15 protein-coding genes are annotated in these 15,837 nt (G+C 71.5%); 9 read left to right on the forward strand and 6 right to left on the reverse strand.

Annotation, left to right across the window (positions count from 1 at the left end):
* The first annotated feature begins 140 nt into the window (after nt 1-140).
* Complete coding sequence (locus ACGFZA_RS17250; protein ID WP_385270515.1) at nt 141-1,085, forward strand: WxL protein peptidoglycan domain-containing protein; 945 nt, start codon at nt 141-143, stop codon at nt 1,083-1,085.
* A 62-nt stretch (nt 1,086-1,147) separates the two neighbouring features.
* The gene (gene era, locus ACGFZA_RS17255; RefSeq protein WP_385270512.1) at nt 1,148-2,122 is read left to right on the forward strand and encodes a GTPase Era; all 975 of its coding nucleotides are present in this window, start codon (nt 1,148-1,150) and stop codon (nt 2,120-2,122) included.
* Between the two features lie 136 nt (nt 2,123-2,258).
* Here the strand turns inward: era and ACGFZA_RS17260 are convergent, their stop codons facing one another.
* Complete coding sequence (locus tag ACGFZA_RS17260) at nt 2,259-2,525, reverse strand: protealysin inhibitor emfourin (protein ID WP_385270509.1); 267 nt, start codon at nt 2,523-2,525, stop codon at nt 2,259-2,261.
* Between the two features lie 43 nt (nt 2,526-2,568).
* Complete coding sequence (locus ACGFZA_RS17265; RefSeq protein ID WP_385270506.1) at nt 2,569-3,645, reverse strand: M4 family metallopeptidase; 1,077 nt, start codon at nt 3,643-3,645, stop codon at nt 2,569-2,571.
* Nucleotides 3,646-3,939: 294 nt separating this feature from the next.
* Here ACGFZA_RS17265 and leuA point away from each other — a divergent pair, with 294 nt between their 5' ends.
* The 7 genes from leuA to ACGFZA_RS17300 all read left to right on the forward strand — a co-directional run bounded on the left by leuA (nt 3,940) and on the right by ACGFZA_RS17300 (nt 12,556).
* Nucleotides 3,940-5,727 (forward strand): 2-isopropylmalate synthase, encoded by a 1,788-nt coding sequence (gene leuA, locus ACGFZA_RS17270; protein WP_393679934.1) that lies wholly within the window; start codon nt 3,940-3,942, stop codon nt 5,725-5,727.
* 209 nt (nt 5,728-5,936) lie between these two features.
* Complete coding sequence (locus ACGFZA_RS17275; protein WP_385270500.1) at nt 5,937-6,614, forward strand: TerB family tellurite resistance protein; 678 nt, start codon at nt 5,937-5,939, stop codon at nt 6,612-6,614.
* A gap of 159 nt (nt 6,615-6,773) precedes the next feature.
* The gene (locus ACGFZA_RS17280) at nt 6,774-8,873 is read left to right on the forward strand and encodes an MMPL family transporter (protein WP_393679936.1); all 2,100 of its coding nucleotides are present in this window, start codon (nt 6,774-6,776) and stop codon (nt 8,871-8,873) included.
* Nucleotides 8,874-8,875: 2 nt separating this feature from the next.
* Nucleotides 8,876-10,183 (forward strand): sensor histidine kinase, encoded by a 1,308-nt coding sequence (locus ACGFZA_RS17285; RefSeq protein ID WP_393679938.1) that lies wholly within the window; start codon nt 8,876-8,878, stop codon nt 10,181-10,183.
* On the forward strand, nt 10,180-10,863 hold the full coding sequence (locus ACGFZA_RS17290) for a response regulator (RefSeq protein ID WP_393679941.1): 684 nt from the start codon (nt 10,180-10,182) through the stop codon (nt 10,861-10,863). Before ACGFZA_RS17285 ends, ACGFZA_RS17290 begins: the two co-directional genes overlap by 4 nt.
* A 58-nt stretch (nt 10,864-10,921) precedes the next feature.
* Nucleotides 10,922-11,668 (forward strand): DNA repair protein RecO, encoded by a 747-nt coding sequence (recO, locus tag ACGFZA_RS17295; RefSeq protein WP_393679943.1) that lies wholly within the window; start codon nt 10,922-10,924, stop codon nt 11,666-11,668.
* Nucleotides 11,669-11,725: 57 nt separating this feature from the next.
* A complete protein-coding gene (locus tag ACGFZA_RS17300) occupies nt 11,726-12,556 on the forward strand; it encodes an isoprenyl transferase (protein WP_385270488.1) in 831 nt (276 codons plus the stop codon).
* A gap of 46 nt (nt 12,557-12,602) precedes the next feature.
* Here the strand turns inward: ACGFZA_RS17300 and ACGFZA_RS17305 are convergent, their stop codons facing one another.
* From ACGFZA_RS17305 to ACGFZA_RS17320, 4 genes are all read right to left on the reverse strand, one after another.
* Nucleotides 12,603-13,037: a Fur family transcriptional regulator gene (locus ACGFZA_RS17305; RefSeq protein WP_385270485.1), complete on the reverse strand. Its 435-nt coding sequence runs from the start codon at nt 13,035-13,037 to the stop codon at nt 12,603-12,605.
* Nucleotides 13,038-13,102: 65 nt separating this feature from the next.
* On the reverse strand, nt 13,103-13,996 hold the full coding sequence (locus ACGFZA_RS17310; RefSeq protein ID WP_385270482.1) for a metal ABC transporter permease: 894 nt from the start codon (nt 13,994-13,996) through the stop codon (nt 13,103-13,105).
* A 2-nt stretch (nt 13,997-13,998) separates the two neighbouring features.
* Nucleotides 13,999-14,781: a metal ABC transporter ATP-binding protein gene (locus ACGFZA_RS17315; protein WP_385270479.1), complete on the reverse strand. Its 783-nt coding sequence runs from the start codon at nt 14,779-14,781 to the stop codon at nt 13,999-14,001.
* 98 nt (nt 14,782-14,879) lie between these two features.
* Nucleotides 14,880-15,833 (reverse strand): metal ABC transporter substrate-binding protein, encoded by a 954-nt coding sequence (locus tag ACGFZA_RS17320; RefSeq protein ID WP_393679947.1) that lies wholly within the window; start codon nt 15,831-15,833, stop codon nt 14,880-14,882.
* Nucleotides 15,834-15,837 lie beyond the last annotated feature (4 nt).

Here is a 15,837-nt window from a genome sequence, read left to right on the forward strand (position 1 = left end):
ACTCATCACGTGAGCACGCACCACTGAGCACAGGAACGGGACCAGCTGATCCCGTGAGCGAGCACCACCGATCAACCGGTGGGCCGGACGCGCACCCGCCCGGCCCGCCCCGCCCGAGCGTGCACCTGGGGGCCCGCACCGTGCGCAAACTCTCCGTACTCCTCCTGACCGGCGCCCTGCTCCTGCTCGGCGCGCCCATGGCCGGCGCCGCCGACAACGGCAGCTGGTCGGTCTTCCCCGCCACCGCCGACGCAGGCGCGCGGCCGTACTTCTACCTCTCCGCCGACCCCGGCGCCACCCTCACCGACAAGGTGACCGTCACCAACAAGACCGGTGAGCCGCTCACCTTCCGGCTGTACGCCGCCGACGCGTACAACACCGCGCGCGACGGCGGATTCGCGGTCCGGGGACAGAACGAGAAGCAGCGCTCCGTCGGAGCCTGGGCGAAGGCAGGGCGCGACCGGGTCACCGTGAAACCGCACGGCTCGGTCACCGTGCCCGTGACGATCAAGGTGCCCGAGGGCGCCGAACCGGGCGATCACCCCGGCGCGCTCGTGGCCCTGGACGAGCGCATCGACCCCGCCGACGCGGGCGCCGTCGCCGTCGGCATCCAGAAGGCGGTCGGGGCCCGGATCTATCTGCGGGTCAACGGACCGACGATGCCCGCGCTCTCCGTCGACGACGTCCGGGTCGCGCACACCGCGCCGCTGGTCCCGGGCACGGGCAGGTCCCGGGCCGTCATCTCGTACACCCTCCGCAACCGCGGCAACGTCACCCTCAGCCCCAAGGTCGCCCTCAAGGCCGAGGGCCTCTTCGGCCGCACCCTGCTGGCCCGGGACCTCACGCGCATCCCCTCCGAGCTGCTGCCCCGCCAGGAGGTCCGGCTCACCGAGGAGTGGGCGGGCGCGCCGCAGGTGGAGTGGGGCGAGATCAAGCTGACCGCGAGCGCCCGCGACACCCGCGAGTCCGCGTCCGTCTCGTACTTCGCACTGCCCTGGCTGGTCGCCGGGGTGCTGCTGGCGGCCCTCGCCGGGGGCGCCGCACTGTGGATCCGGTCACGCCGCAACCGTCGCCGCACCGCCTGAGAACAGGGTCCGGCGGCCGCGGCGGGCTCCATGGTGCCCCGCGGCCGCCGGGATCGGGGACAATGGGCGCCATGAGCGCTCGACCTAACCCAGAAGCTGCTGCGCAGCAGGCTGAGAACACCGCCCCCCACCGGGCCGGTTTCGCCTGCTTCGTGGGCCGTCCCAACGCGGGCAAGTCCACCCTTACGAACGCTCTGGTCGGCCAGAAGGTGGCGATCACGTCCAACCGGCCCCAGACGACCCGGCACACCGTGCGCGGCATCGTGCACCGGCCGGACGCACAGCTGATCCTGGTCGACACCCCCGGCCTCCACAAGCCGCGCACCCTGCTGGGCGAGCGTCTCAACGACGTCGTACGCACCACCTGGGCCGAGGTCGACGTCATCGGTTTCTGCCTGCCCGCCGACCAGAAGCTCGGCCCCGGCGACAAGTACATCGTCAAGGAACTCGCGGGCATCAAGAAGACGCCCAAGATCGCGATCATCACCAAGTCCGACCTGGTCGAGTCCAAGCAGCTCGCCGAACAGCTGCTGGCCGTCTCCCGCCTCGGCGAGGAGCTCGGCTTCGAGTGGGCGGAGATCATCCCGGTCTCGGCCGTCAAGGACGAACAGGTCGGTCTGCTGGCCGACCTGATCGCCCCGCTGCTCCCTCAGAGCCCGCCGCTCTACCCGGAGGGCGATCTCACCGACGAGCCCGAGATGGTCATGGTCGCGGAACTGATCCGCGAGGCCGCGCTCGAAGGCGTACGGGACGAGCTGCCGCACTCCATCGCGGTCGTCGTCGAGGAGATGCTGCCGCGCGAGGACCGTCCGGCGGACAAGCCGCTGCTCGACATCCACGCCAACGTCTACATCGAGCGGCCCAGCCAGAAGGGCATCATCATCGGCCCGAAGGGCAAGCGGCTGAAGGACGTCGGTACGAAGTCGCGCAAGCACATCGAGGCGCTGCTGGGCACCCCGGTCTTCCTCGACCTGCATGTGAAGGTCGCCAAGGACTGGCAGCGCGACCCCAAGCAGCTGCGCAAGCTGGGGTTCTGAGCGGAGCCACGACCCGGGGGCCGGTGCAGGCGCGCGAAGCCGCTGACGCCCCCCGGAGCCCAGGGTGCGACGACGGCGCGGGGAGCGGGGGCCGTTCCCGAGCTCCCCGAGCCCCGTCAGGTGTGCGCCGCCGGTCTCACGCGCCCTCCTTCAGGACGCGTGAGACCAGGGCGCGCTGCGCGTCGGTCAGCCGCGGGTCCGCGCAGTCCACGGTGCGGCCGTCGACGGTGATCCGGTAGCTGAAGCCGTCCGGAACGCCCTTGCCGGGAGCCTCCCGGCCGTCGGCGAGCGCCGATTCGGCCAGGGCCTCCCAGTCGTGGGCGTCGGCCCGCCCCGAGGTGTCGATCTCGCGGTGGCGCGCGATACCGGCGAAGCCGCCGGTCCTGCTCACCTGGATCCGCATACGGTGTCCTTCCTCGACGGGCCTGTGGTCCGGACCGGGCCGGCTACGCGGTCGGCACGCCCACCTCCGACCAGGCCTTGACGACCGCCTCGACCTCGTCGCCCGCGCCGAAGCGGCTGCGGGCCGCCGCCACGGTCAGCCGGGCGAAGGACGCGAAGTCCGCGTCCACCGCCAGTTCACCACCGGTGAGCACATCGAACCAGAGCTGGCCCGCCCGCTCCCAGGAGCTGCCGCCCAGCGCGGTGGCCAGGAGGTAGAACGCGCGGTTCGGGATGCCGGAGTTGAGGTGCACCCCGCCGTTGTCGTCACCCGTGTGGATGTAGTCGTCCATGGAGGCGGGCTGCGGGTCCTTGCCGAGCACGTCGTCGTCGTACGCCGTACCGGGCGCCTTCATCGAGCGCAGCGCCACACCCTGGACCCGCGGGGCCAGCAGCCCCGCGCCGATCAGCCAGTCGGCCTGCTCGGCGGTCTGGCCCAGGGAGTACTGCTTGACCAGGGAGCCGAACACGTCCGACACCGACTCGTTGAGCGCGCCGGACTGACCGTAGTAGTTCAGATTGGCCGTGTACTGGGTCAGGCCGTGCGCCAGCTCGTGGGCGATCACGTCGATGGCGACGGTGAAGTCCAGGAAGATCTCCCCGTCCCCGTCGCCGAAGACCATCTGCTCGCCGTCGAAGAAGGCGTTGTTGTACTTCTCGTCGTAGTGCACGGAACCGATCAGCGGCAGTCCGTTGCCGTCGATCGAACGGCGGCCGTACGCGCTGAGCAGCAGTTCGAAGGTGGCGCCGAGGCCCGCGTACGCGCGGTTGACGCTGGCGTCGGACGTGGGCTCCTGGCCCTCGGCGCGGACCTTGTGGCCGGGGAGGTCCGTGCCGTGGCGGCAGTCGTAGAGCGTGCGGTGTGGTTTGCCGGAGCGGTTCCCCTCCGGCGCGGGGGTGACGACGGGCCGGACGACGGTGGTCACCTGGCGGCGGGTGCGCCGGGCGGCGTCGGCCTCCAGGGTGCGGCGGGCGGGGCCCGCCAGGACGGGGTCGTCGGACTGCGACAGCTTGTCGAGGACGTGGGGCGGCACGATGGTGCAGAAGACGGGGTGGAACCCGTGCTGAGATCGAGGCTGCATACACACGACTGTGGCAGCGTGTGATCGCAAAGTCACTGGTTGCTACGTGGATTGACGAAATAGAGTGATCCATCACTGTTCACCCGTTACCGGCACCCGATCCCGCATACTGATACGGCACCGACGTCTCGGGCGCCCCTCGGCTAGTCTCGACGCATCATGCGTTTCGGGCTGCTTCTTCTTAGCTGCCGCGGCGAGGGCCTGTAGTCGTAGGCCGACCCCCTCCCCGCGGAGTCTGGTGTTGCAGCGAACACGTCGGCCGTCCCCATGAAGGACCCCGAGGAGCCCTACGCCATGACCGCAGTGAACCCCGCGCAGACCCCCGCCGAGAACGCCGTCGGCCGCCCCACGCCGATCACCAACGCCACGGGGCTGCAGAAGCCGTCCGGGATGCCGGTCCACAAGTACGGCCGGTACGAGGCCGTCGAGATCCCCGACCGCACCTGGCCCGAGAAGCGGGTCACGAAGGCGCCCCGCTGGCTCTCCACCGACCTGCGCGACGGCAACCAGGCCCTGATCGACCCGATGTCGCCGGCCCGCAAGCGCGAGATGTTCGACCTGCTGGTGCGCATGGGCTACAAGGAGATCGAGGTCGGCTTCCCGTCCTCGGGCGAGACCGACTTCGCGTTCGTCCGCTCCATCATCGAAGAGGGCGCGATCCCCGAGGACGTGACGATCTCCGTCCTGACGCAGGCCCGCGAGGAGCTGATCGAGCGGACCGTCGAGTCCCTGCGCGGCGCCCACCGCGCCACCGTCCACCTGTACAACGCCACCGCCCCCACCTTCCGCCGCGTGGTCTTCCGCGGCTCGAAGGACCAGGTCAAGCAGATCGCGGTGGACGGCACCCGGCTGGTCATGGAGTACGCCGAGAAGATCCTGGGCGAGGAGACGATCTTCGGCTACCAGTACAGCCCCGAGATCTTCACGGACACCGAGCTGGACTTCGCCCTGGAGGTCTGCGAGGCCGTCTGCGACGTCTGGCAGCCCGAGGAGGGCCGCGAGATCATCCTCAACCTGCCCGCCACCGTGGAGCGTTCGACGCCGTCCACGCACGCGGACCGGTTCGAGTGGATGTCGCGCAACCTGTCGCGCCGCGAGTTCGTCTGCCTGTCGGTCCACCCGCACAACGACCGCGGCACCGCCGTCGCCGCCGCCGAACTGGCCCTGATGGCCGGTGCGGACCGGATCGAGGGCTGCCTGTTCGGCCAGGGCGAGCGCACCGGCAACGTCGACCTGGTGACGCTGGGCATGAACCTGTTCTCGCAGGGCGTCGACCCGCAGATCGACTTCTCCCAGATCGACGAGATCCGCCGCACCAGCGAGTACTGCAACCAGATGGAGGTCCACCCGCGCCACCCCTACGCGGGCGACCTGGTCTACACCGCCTTCTCCGGCTCCCACCAGGACGCCATCAAGAAGGGCTTCGACGCCATGGAGGCCGACGCGGCCGCCCAGGGCAAGACCGTCGACGACATCGAGTGGGCGGTCCCGTACCTGCCGATCGACCCGAAGGACGTCGGCCGCTCCTACGAGGCCGTCATCCGGGTCAACTCGCAGTCCGGCAAGGGCGGAATCGCCTACGTCCTGAAGAACGACCACAAGCTGGACCTGCCGCGCCGGATGCAGATCGAGTTCTCCCGGATCATTCAGGCCAAGACCGACGCCGAGGGCGGCGAGGTCACGCCGACGCAGATCTGGACCACGTTCCAGGATGAGTACCTGCCCAACCCGGACAACGCCTGGGGGCGCGTACAGATCCGCTCCGGCCAGACCACGACCGGCTCGGACGGCCAGGACACGATCACCGTCGAGGCGAACGTGGACGGCACGGACACCGTGCTCACCGGCACCGGCAACGGCCCGATCTCCGCGTTCTTCGAAGCGCTGCAGGCCATCGGTATCGACGCCCGGCTGCTCGACTACACCGAGCACACGATGAGCGAGGGCGCCAGCGCGCAGGCCGCCTCGTACATCGAGTGCGCCATCGACGGAAAGGTCCTGTGGGGCATCGGCATCGACGCCAACACCACGCGGGCCTCCCTGAAGGCGGTCGTCTCCGCGGTCAACCGCGCCACCCGCTGACCCGGCGCCCGAAAGGGCCCGAAGTCGTACGGTCCGTGAACCCCGCCCCCGCACACCCGGGGGGCGGGGTTCGGCCATCTCCGGGCGGTTGTGACGAGCGAGGTGCTGACGCCGCTTCACGGATGTGGTTAACATCACGTCCAACACGGCAATGTTGCCGGAGCGTTACGGAGGTGTGCGACGTGCGGTCAGCCCTGGGACAACGCGCCATGAAGCTGCGTATCTGCGGCATCCGCACGATGTGGGACACCGTCGGTGACGGCGAGTTCTTCTGCCCCGGCTGCGGGGGTGACCGCAACTACCGCCGCCTGACCGGACGCCGCCGCTTCACCGTCCTCGGCGTGCCGCTGCTGCGCCGCGGCACCGTGGGCCCGGTCGTCGAATGCGCCGCCTGCCACGCCCACTTCGACACCGAGGCGCTCGACCACCCCACCACCACACGGTTCTCCGCGATGCTCAGGGACGCCGTCCACACCGTGACCCTCGGGGTGCTCGCGGCGGGCGGCAGCACCTCCCGCACGGTCCTGGAGACGGCGGTCGAGACCGTGCGCGGCGCCGGCTTCGACGGTTGCACGCAGGAACAGCTCGCCACCGTCGTCGAGATCCTCGCCGCCGACATCGGCCACGGCTCCGCGTTCGACCCCGCGGCCGAGGCGTGCGGCGCGGCTCTCGCCATCGAGCTCCATGAGGCCCTGGAGCCGCTCGCCCCGCATCTCGCTCCCGCAGGGCGCGAGTCGATCCTGCTGCAGGGCGCCCGGATCGCGCTCGCCGACGGCCCGTACAGCCCGGCCGAGCGCGAGGTGCTGACCACGGTCGGAGGGGCGCTGCGGCTGCGCGGCGAGGACACCGCCCGGCTGCTCGCGGCAGCGGCGCGTACGCCCTCCTGATCCCCCTCTCTGCGGCCGGCCCGATACTCCCGCGGGAGTAGCCGGGCCGCCGCACCCTCCCCGGCAGTAGCGGGGAAGTCGGCCCCCGGTGCGACGCGTCGCCCCCGGCCCGACGGGAGTCTGGACATGACCGGACACCCGTACGGAAGGGGGCCTCCCATGACGGCCGCAGCACAGGACCAGGGCGAGCGGACACGGCCACGGAGCAGATGGCGCCTGCTGCCCTGGGCGATCGTCGCGCTGTGGGCCGCCGTGATCGCGGTCGCCGGGCCGTTGGCCGGCAGGCTCGGGGACGTACAGGTCAACCGTGCCGTCGACTATCTGCCGGCGAGCGCCGACTCGACCCAGGTGGCGAAGATCCAGGACACGCTGCCCGGCGGCGAGTCGACCGACCTCGTCCTCGTCTACCACCGCGACGGCGGACTGACCGCCGCCGACCGGGCCTCGGCGGCCCGGCAGACCGCCGAGGTGGCAGGTGCCCACACCCTCACCGCACCGCCGCGTGCCGTGCCGTCGAAGGACGGCACGACCCTGATGTACCCGGTGTCCACGACCGAGCCCGGCCAGGACGACGAGGCGCGGACCGCGTTCGTCGACGACGTGCGCGAGACCGTGAAGGGCGGCGGCGGACTGGGCGTCGAGGTCGGCGGGCCCGGTGCGCTGAACGCCGACGCGCAGAAGGTGTACGGCTCGCTCGGCGGACCCCTCCTCTACACGACCGTCGCCGTCGTCGCGCTCCTGCTGATCCTCATCTACCGCAGCCCGCTGCTGTGGCTGGTGCCGCTCGTCGTCGCGGGCGTCGCCGACGCCCTGTCGATGGCGGTCGTGTACGGCCTCAACCGGGGCTTCGACGTCACCGTCACCGGCCAGAGCTCCGCGGTGATGACCATCCTCGTCTTCGGCGCGGGCACCGACTACGCCCTGCTGCTCGTCTCCCGCTACCGCGAGGAACTCACCCGCACCGCCCGGCCGCACGAGGCGATGGCCGCGGCGCTGCGCGGCTGCGGACCCGCCGTCGTCGCCTCCTCCGCCACCGTCGCGGCGGGCCTCCTGTGCCTTCTGGCCGCCGATCTCACCAGCAGCCGCGGCATGGGCCCCATCGCCGCCGTCGGGGTGCTGTGCGCGCTCCTGGCCATGCTGACGCTGCTTCCCGCCGTCCTGGTGCTCCTGGGCCGCCGGGTGTTCTGGCCGCTCGTGCCCGTATACGGCTCCGAGCCGAGGAAGCGCCGGTCCCTGTTCGCCGCCATGGGCGGCTCGGCCGGGCGCCGGCCCGTCGCGGTCCTGGTGACCGGCGGAGTGCTGCTGGGCGCCCTGGCGCTCGGCGTGTTCCACCTGCCCGGCGACCTCAAGCAGGAGGACTCCTTCACCAGCAGGCCGGACTCGGTCGCGGCCATGGCGACCCTCGCCGACGCCTATCCCGGCCGCTCCGCCCAGCCGATCACCGTGATCGCCCCCACCGAGCGGGCCGGCGCCGCCCTGGCGAAGGCCCGTACGACCGAGGGTGTCGCCTCCGCCGAACGCGGCCGCGGCGACGGGGACTGGACCGAACTGTCCGTCGTCGCCAAGGACCGTCCGGAGTCCGCGGGGGAGCGGCACACCATCCGCGCCCTGCGCGACAGCCTGGACGGCAGCCACGTCGGCGGGCCCGGTGCCCAGCAGATGGACCTGGAGGCGGCCAGCTCCCGGGACCTCGGGACCGTCGTCCCGCTCGTCCTCCTGTCCGTCCTGCTGATCCTGATCGTCCTGCTGCGCAGCCTCGTCGCCCCGCTGCTGCTCGTCGCCGCGGTCGTCGCCGTCTGGGGCGCCGCGCTCGGCATCGGCGGGCTGCTCTTCGAACCGGTCCTCGGGCTCAAGGGCACCGACCCCGGACTGCCGCTGCTCACCTTCGTCTTCCTGGTGGCCCTCGGCGTCGACTACGGCATCTTCCTGATGCACCGGGTCCGCGAGGAGGCCCGGCGCGGCGCCGAACCCACCGAGGCCGCGCTCACCGCCCTGCGCACCACCGGCGGCGTGATCGCCTCGGCGGGACTCGTGCTCGCCGCCACCTTCGCCGTGCTGACCAACATGCCGCTGACCTCTTTGGTCGAGATGGGCTTCGTCATCGCCGTCGGCGTGCTGCTCGACACCTTCCTCGTCCGCACCTACCTGGTGACCTCGGCGAGCGTGGCCCTCCAGCGGAAGATGTGGTGGCCCGGCGCCCTCAGCCGTACCCCCGCCGCACCCGCCCCGCGCGAACCGGAACTCCTCGGGGCACCCTGACAATGCCCCGCCCCGTACCGGAGGATGGCGGCGTGTCCACCACCGCACGCCGCCGCGAGCGCATCCTGGCCGTCGTCAACCGCGACCCCATGCACGCGCCGCATAAGACGCGCACCGACGCCCTCGTAGCCGTGGGCGCCGGTGCGCTCTCCGCCGTCCTCGCCCTGCTCGCCGACGAGGCCGCCGCGCCCGACGCGCTCGGCTGGCTCCTGCTGGCGGCCAGCGCCGCACCGCTCGTGTGGCGACGGCGCAACCCCGTCCTCGCCCTGCTCGCCATGATTCCGCTGCTGATGCTCTACCACGGCCTCGACAACGCCCACACGGCTCCGATGCCGCAGACCTGGATCGCGCTCTACACCGTCGCCGTGACCGGACGCCCGCTGCGCACCCTGCTCACCGGCATCGGCGTGACGTCCGTGATGGTGACGGTGGTGCTGAGCATCGACGCCCATCAGGGGCTCGAACTGCTGCGCATCTCCGGATGGATCGTCGCCATCCTGTTCTGCGGGGTCGACGTGCGCATCTACCGCCAGTACGTCGCCTCGATGCTGGAACGCGCCGAACGCGCCGAACGCACCCGTGAGGAGGAGGCCCGGCGCCGGGTCGCCGAGGAACGGCTGCGGATCGCCCGCGACCTGCACGATCTGCTGGCCCACAGCATCACCCTCATCGGCGTGCAGACCTCGGTCGCCTCGCACATCCTGACCGTCGACCCGGAACGGCTCGACCGGCAGGCGATCGCCGCGTCCCTGGACGACATCGCGGACACCTGCCGTGAAGCCAGGGCGGAACTCCGCACCACCCTCCAGGTGCTGCGCGGCACCGGGAACGGCGGAGACCGGCACGACGCGGACGGCCCGCTGCCCGATCTGGCCGCGCTGCCCGGCCTCGTACGGGCCGCCGAGGCGGCCGGGGCCCGGGTCGACCTCCGGGTGCGGGTACCGGACGGCCGCCTCACCCCGGCGACCGGAGCGGCCGCGTACCGCATCGTGCAGGAATCCCTGACGAACGCGGTACGGCACGCGGGCCCCGCTCCCCGCATCGTCGTCGCCGTCGGACCCGCCGGCACGGGCGCCCTGCGGGTCACCGTCACCGACGATGGCACCGGCCCGGTGGGCGACGGCTCCGCGTCCGGGTTCGGCATCCTGGGGATGCGGGAGAGGGCCCGCAGCACGGGCGGCGCCCTGGCCGCCGGGCCCCGCCCCGGCGGCGGCTTCGAGGTCTCCGCCCTGCTGCCGCTCCGGGCGCAGGGAGAAGTACACGTACAGCGCCACCCGGAACCGGAACAGGCATCGGAGACCGCCTCATGATCCGCGTACTGCTCGCCGACGACCAGACGCTCGTGCGGGCGGCGTTCGCGATGCTCGTCGGCTCCGACCCGGGCATGGAGGTCGTCGCGGAGGCCGCCACCGGTCTCGAAGCCGTCGCGCTCGCCCGCACGTCCCGCGCCGACCTCGTCGTGATGGACATCCGGATGCCCGAACTCGACGGCATCGAGGCGACCCGCCGGATCGCCGCCGACGAGGACCTGGCCGGGGTGAAGGTCCTGGTCCTGACCACGTACGACACCGACGACCACATCGTCGACGCGTTGCGCGCCGGAGCCTCCGGTTTCCTGGTCAAGGACACCCGGCCCGCCGACCTGCTCGCCGCGATCCGGACGGTGGCCGCCGGAGAGGCCCTCCTCTCGCCCGGCCCGACCGCCCGGCTGATCGCCCGCGTCCTCAGCGCGCCGCAGCCCCCGGCCGGTGCCGGACCGGGCGGTCCCGGCATGCTCTCCGACCGCGAACGCCAGGTCCTCGCCCTCGTCGCACGCGGCCTCAACAACACCGAGATCGCCGAGACCCTCGGACTCAGCCCGCTCACCGCCAAGACCCACGTCAGCCGGATCATGGGCAAACTCGCCGCCCGCGACCGGGCCCAGCTGGTGATCGTCGCCTACGAATCCGGGCTCGTCGTGCCCGCGGGCGGCGGCGCGGACGTGGGCTGACCGGACGGGCTCGCGGGGGCGGGCCCGCTGGGCCATCCGCGTACCGGACAATGGAGCCATGAGCTTGTTCCGGGACGACGGCGTGGTGCTGCGCACGCAGAAGCTGGGCGAGGCCGACCGGATCATCACGATCCTGACCCGCGGCCACGGCCGGGTACGGGCCGTCGCGCGCGGGGTGCGGCGCACGAAGTCGAAGTTCGGGGCCCGGCTGGAGCCGTTCTCCCACGTGGACGTGCAGTTTTTCGCCCGCGGCAGCGAACTGGTCGGGCGCGGGCTGCCCCTCTGCACCCAGAGCGAGACCATCGCCCCGTACGGCGGCGGCATCGTCACCGACTACGGGCGCTACACCGCCGGCACCGCGATGCTGGAGACCGCCGAACGCTTCACCGACCACGAGGGCGAACCCGCGATCCAGCAGTACCTCCTGCTCGTCGGCGGCCTGCGCACCCTGGCCCGCGGCGAGCACGAGCCGAACCTCATCCTCGACGCGTTCCTGCTGCGCTCCCTCGCGGTCAACGGCTACGCCCCCAGCTTCGTCGACTGCGCCCGGTGCGGAATGCCCGGACCGAACCGTTTCTTCTCCGTCGCGGCGGGCGGTGTCATCTGCGGCGACTGCCGGGTACCCGGCAGCGTCGTACCCTCGGCGGAGGCCGTCACCCTGCTGAGCGCACTGCTCAGCGGCGACTGGGAGACGGCGGACGCGTGCGAGCCGCGTCATGTCAGGGAGGGGAGCGGGCTGGTGTCCGCCTATCTGCACTGGCATCTGGAGCGCGGGCTGCGCTCACTGCGGTACGTAGAGAAGTGACCAAGGCAGCACAGGCAGATCAGGCACGCAGATCAGGCACAGGGAGCGAGACAGTTCATGGCAGTATCTGGGATTTTCGGCGGCCGTAACCGGCGCGACTACAAGACCCCGGAGCCGCACCCGTCCGGTGCGGTGCCCCCGAAGATCCCCGGCGAACTGGTGCCCAAGCACGTCGCCGTCGTGATGGACGGCAACGGCCGCTGGGCCAAGGAGCGCGGTCTGCCCCGCACCGAGGGACACAAGGTCGGCGAGGGCGTCGTCATGGACGTCCTCAAGGGCTGCATCGAGATGGGCGTCAAGAACCTCTCGCTGTACGCCTTCTCCACCGAGAACTGGAAGCGGTCCCCGGAGGAGGTGAAGTTCCTCATGAACTTCAACCGGGACGTCATCCGCCGCCGCCGTGACGAGATGGACGAACTCGGCATCCGGATCCGCTGGGTCGGCCGCATGCCGAAGCTGTGGAAGTCCGTCGTCCAGGAGCTCCAGGTCGCCCAGGAGCAGACCAAGGACAACGACAAGATGACGCTGTACTTCTGCGTCAACTACGGCGGCCGGGCCGAGATCGCGGACGCCGCGCAGCGGATCGCCGAGGACGTGGCGGCCGGGAAGCTCGACCCGTCGAAGGTCAACGAGAAGACGTTCGCGAAGTACATCTACTACCCGGACATGCCGGACGTCGACCTCTTCGTCCGTCCCAGCGGCGAGCAGCGCACCTCGAACTACCTGATCTGGCAGAGCGCGTACGCCGAGATGGTCTTCCAGGACGTGCTGTGGCCGGACTTCGACCGCCGCGACCTGTGGCGGGCCTGCCTGGAGTTCGCCCAGCGCGACCGGCGCTTCGGCGGTGCGGTGGAGGCGGAACAGAAGGCGGAATCCTCCGGCAGCTGAGGCCCGGGGGTCCCGGGGGCGCCGCCCCCGGGACCATCCCTCGGCGTCAGTCCTCGGCGCTCGCGCACTCCATGCACGTACCGAAGACCTCGACCGTGTGCGCCACGTTCACGAAGCCGTGCTGCGCCGCGATGGTCTCGGCCCACGTCTCCACGGCCGGGCCCTCGACCTCGACGGCCTTGCCGCACATCCGGCACACCAGATGGTGGTGGTGGTCGCCGGTCGAGCACCGGCGGTAGACGGACTCGCCCTCGGTGGTGCGCAGTACGTCGACCTCGCCCGCGTCCGCGAGGGACTGCAGGGTGCGGTAGACGGTGGTCAGTCCGACCGAGTCGCCGCGGTGCTTGAGCACGTCGTGCAGGTCCTGGGCGCTGCGGAACTCGTCCACCTCGTCGAGCGCCGCCGCCACCGCTGCCCGCTGCCGGGTCGACCGGCCGCGTACCGGTGCAGCGTTCGTTCCACTGATCGGCGCCGTCGCCACAGGAGCCTCCTCGTGTCGCCCGTACGTATGTCGGGCCATTGTGCCAGTACGTACCGGTGGCGGGGTCAGACGTGAACGTCGTCCGCCGCCGGGCGGGTGGCCGGTACTTCCAGGGTGCACCGTTCGTCCGCCGTTTCGCGGCGGCGGGTACGGATCCGGGCCAGCGGGGCGGCGAGCAGGGTCAGGGCGATGAACACACCGATGGCCAGCAGCACGATCGTCGCGCCGGGCGGGACGTCCTGGTAGTACGAGGTGATGGTGCCGGCCAGCGTCACCGCGACCCCGGTGACGACCGAGAGCACGAACGTCACCTTGAACGACCGGGTGATCTGCTGCGCGGCGGCGACCGGGACCACCATCAGGGCGCTGACCAGCAGCAGCCCGACGACCCGCATGGCGACGGTGACGGTGACCGCGGCGGTGACCGCGATCAGCAGGTTCAGTACGCGCACGGGCAGCCCGGTGACCCGGGCGAACTCCTCGTCCTGGCTGACGGCGAACAGCTGCCGCCGCAGTCCCACCGTCACCAGCAGCACGAACGCCGCCAGCAGGGCGATCGCCGTGATGTCCTCGGAGGAGACCGTGGACAGCGAGCCGAAGAGGTACGAGGTGAGGTTGGCGTTGGAGCCGGTGTCGGAGAGGTTGATCAGCAGGACACCGCCCGCCATGCCGCCGTAGAAGAGCATCGCCAGCGCGATGTCGCCGCGGGTGCGTCCGTACCAGCGGATCAGTTCCATGGTGACCGCGCCGACGACGGCGACGGCCGTGGCCATCCAGACCGGGCTGGTGGAGAGCAGGAAGCCGAGGCCGACGCCGGTCATCGCGATGTGGCCGATGCCGTCGCCCATCAGGGCCTGCCGGCGCTGCACCAGGTAGATGCCGACGGCGGGGGCGATGACGCCGACCAGCACGGCGGCGATCAGGGCCCGCTGCATGAAGGGAGGGGTGAGGAATTCCATGATCAGCTCAGCAGTCCCGTCCGGACGGGCTCGGAGGCCGCGTGGGGGTGTACGTGGTCGTGGCCGGGCAGGGCGTGCTGCCCGAGGGCCTTCGGGGGCGGGCCGTCGTGCATCACGCAGCCGTCGCGCAGCACGACCGCCCGGTCGATCAGGGGTTCCAGCGGGCCGAGCTCGTGCAGGACGAGCAGCACGGTGGTGCCGGCCGCGACCTGCTCGCGCAGGGTCTCGGCGAGGATCTCCTGGCTGGCCAGGTCGACGCCGGCCATCGGCTCGTCCATGATCAGCAGCTCGGGTTCGGAGGCGAGCGCGCGGGCGATCAGCACCCGCTGGTGCTGGCCGCCGGAGAGGGCGTCCACCGAGTCCCTGGCACGGTCGGTGAGGCCGACGAGCGCGATGGCGCGGTCGACGGCTGCCCGGTCGGCCTTGCGCGGCAGGCGCAGCTTGGTGCGGGACAGCCGCCCGGAGGCGACGACCTCGCGGATGGTGGCGGGCACTCCGCCGGCTGCCGTGGTGCGCTGCGGTACGTAGCCGACCCGGGCCCAGTCGCGGAAACGGCGCAGCGGGGTGCCGAAGAGCTCGACGGTGCCGCCGGTGAGCGGGACCTGGCCGATGACGGAGCGCACGGCGGTCGACTTCCCGGAGCCGTTGGCGCCGAGCAGGGCGACGACCTCGCCGCGGCGCACGGTCAGGTCGATCCCGCGCAGCACGGGGCGTGCGCCGAGGGTGGCCATGGCGTCACGTACGACGATCACGGGTTCGGGTGCGGTGCTGTGGGGCTCGGGCATGAGCGCCTCCGGTGCTGCTGCGCGGTTCGGGCCGGTCCGGCCGGTGGGGTCTGCGGGGTCTGCGGAGTGTGTCGGGTCGGGAGAGCCTGCGGGGGCGCTCACTTCGCGCCGAGAGCCTTCTGCAGCGCGGCGAGGTTGGACTCCATGACCTCGATGTAGTCATCGCCCTTGGACTTGCCGGTGATTCCCTCCAGCGGATCCAGGACGTCGGTCTTCAGGCCGGTGTCCCGGGCGACCGTCTTCGCCGTCTTGTCGCTGGCGAGCGTCTCGAAGAAGACGGTGGTGACCTTCTTCTTCTGCGCGATCGAGTGCAGGGCGCTGATCCGGGCGGGGCTGGGCTCGGCCTCGGGGTCGATGCCGGCGATGCTTTCCTGGGTGAGGCCGTAGCGCTCGGCCAGGTACCCGAAAGCGGAGTGGGTGGTGATGAACGTCTTGGTCGCGGTGTTCTTCAGCCCCTTCTCGTACGCGGTGTCGAGCGCGTCGAGCTCGGCGACCAGGGCGTCGGTGTTCTTGCGGTAGTCCGCGGCGTGCTCCGGGTCGGTCTTCTCCAGGGAGGCGCCGACACCCTTGGCGACCTGGGCGTACTTCACCGGGTCCAGCCAGATGTGCGGGTCGGCGCCGGCCTCGTCGCCCTCGTGCTCGTGGGCGTGCTCCTCGCCGCCCACCTCGGCGCCGTGGTCCTCCAGCGTGGTGAGCTCCGCGGCGTCGACGGTGTGCCGGGACTCGGAGAGCTTGATCGCGTCGTCGACGGCGGGCTGGAGACCCTTGAGGTAGAGGATGTAGTCCGCGTCGCTGAGGCCGCCGACCTCCCGCGGGCTGAGCTCCAGGTCGTGCGGCTCCACGCCCGGCTTGGTGAGCGTGGAGACGGAGACGTGGCTCCCGCCTATCCGCTCGGCCAGGAACTGCATCGGATAGAAGGACGCCACCACGTTCAGCCTGTCGCCGCTCTTGTGGTCCGCGGCGTCGGAGGTGGAGCAGGCGGTGAGGGCGGTGAGGCCGAGGACGACTGCTCCGGCGACGGCGGTCGTGGGTATGAGGCGGCGTACGTTCATGACA

It is taken from the genome of Streptomyces sp. NPDC048211 (assembly GCF_043202315.1).
Lineage (GTDB): Bacteria > Actinomycetota > Actinomycetes > Streptomycetales > Streptomycetaceae > Streptomyces.

Excerpts from the sequence above, each read along its gene's own strand:
- era (WP_385270512.1), top strand. The coding sequence starts at position 1,148 with ATGGGCGCCATGAGCGCTCGACCTAACCCAGAAGCTGCTGCGCAGCAG.
- ACGFZA_RS17260 (WP_385270509.1), bottom strand. The coding sequence starts at position 2,525 with ATGCGGATCCAGGTGAGCAGGACCGGCGGCTTCGCCGGTATCGCGCGC.
- ACGFZA_RS17265 (WP_385270506.1), bottom strand. The coding sequence starts at position 3,645 with ATGCAGCCTCGATCTCAGCACGGGTTCCACCCCGTCTTCTGCACCATC.
- leuA (WP_393679934.1), top strand. The coding sequence starts at position 3,940 with ATGACCGCAGTGAACCCCGCGCAGACCCCCGCCGAGAACGCCGTCGGC.
- ACGFZA_RS17275 (WP_385270500.1), top strand. The coding sequence starts at position 5,937 with ATGAAGCTGCGTATCTGCGGCATCCGCACGATGTGGGACACCGTCGGT.
- ACGFZA_RS17280 (WP_393679936.1), top strand. The coding sequence starts at position 6,774 with ATGACGGCCGCAGCACAGGACCAGGGCGAGCGGACACGGCCACGGAGC.
- ACGFZA_RS17285 (WP_393679938.1), top strand. The coding sequence starts at position 8,876 with ATGCCCCGCCCCGTACCGGAGGATGGCGGCGTGTCCACCACCGCACGC.
- ACGFZA_RS17290 (WP_393679941.1), top strand. The coding sequence starts at position 10,180 with ATGATCCGCGTACTGCTCGCCGACGACCAGACGCTCGTGCGGGCGGCG.
- recO (WP_393679943.1), top strand. The coding sequence starts at position 10,922 with ATGAGCTTGTTCCGGGACGACGGCGTGGTGCTGCGCACGCAGAAGCTG.
- ACGFZA_RS17300 (WP_385270488.1), top strand. The coding sequence starts at position 11,726 with ATGGCAGTATCTGGGATTTTCGGCGGCCGTAACCGGCGCGACTACAAG.
- ACGFZA_RS17310 (WP_385270482.1), bottom strand. The coding sequence starts at position 13,996 with ATGGAATTCCTCACCCCTCCCTTCATGCAGCGGGCCCTGATCGCCGCC.
- ACGFZA_RS17315 (WP_385270479.1), bottom strand. The coding sequence starts at position 14,781 with ATGCCCGAGCCCCACAGCACCGCACCCGAACCCGTGATCGTCGTACGT.
- ACGFZA_RS17320 (WP_393679947.1), bottom strand. The coding sequence starts at position 15,833 with ATGAACGTACGCCGCCTCATACCCACGACCGCCGTCGCCGGAGCAGTC.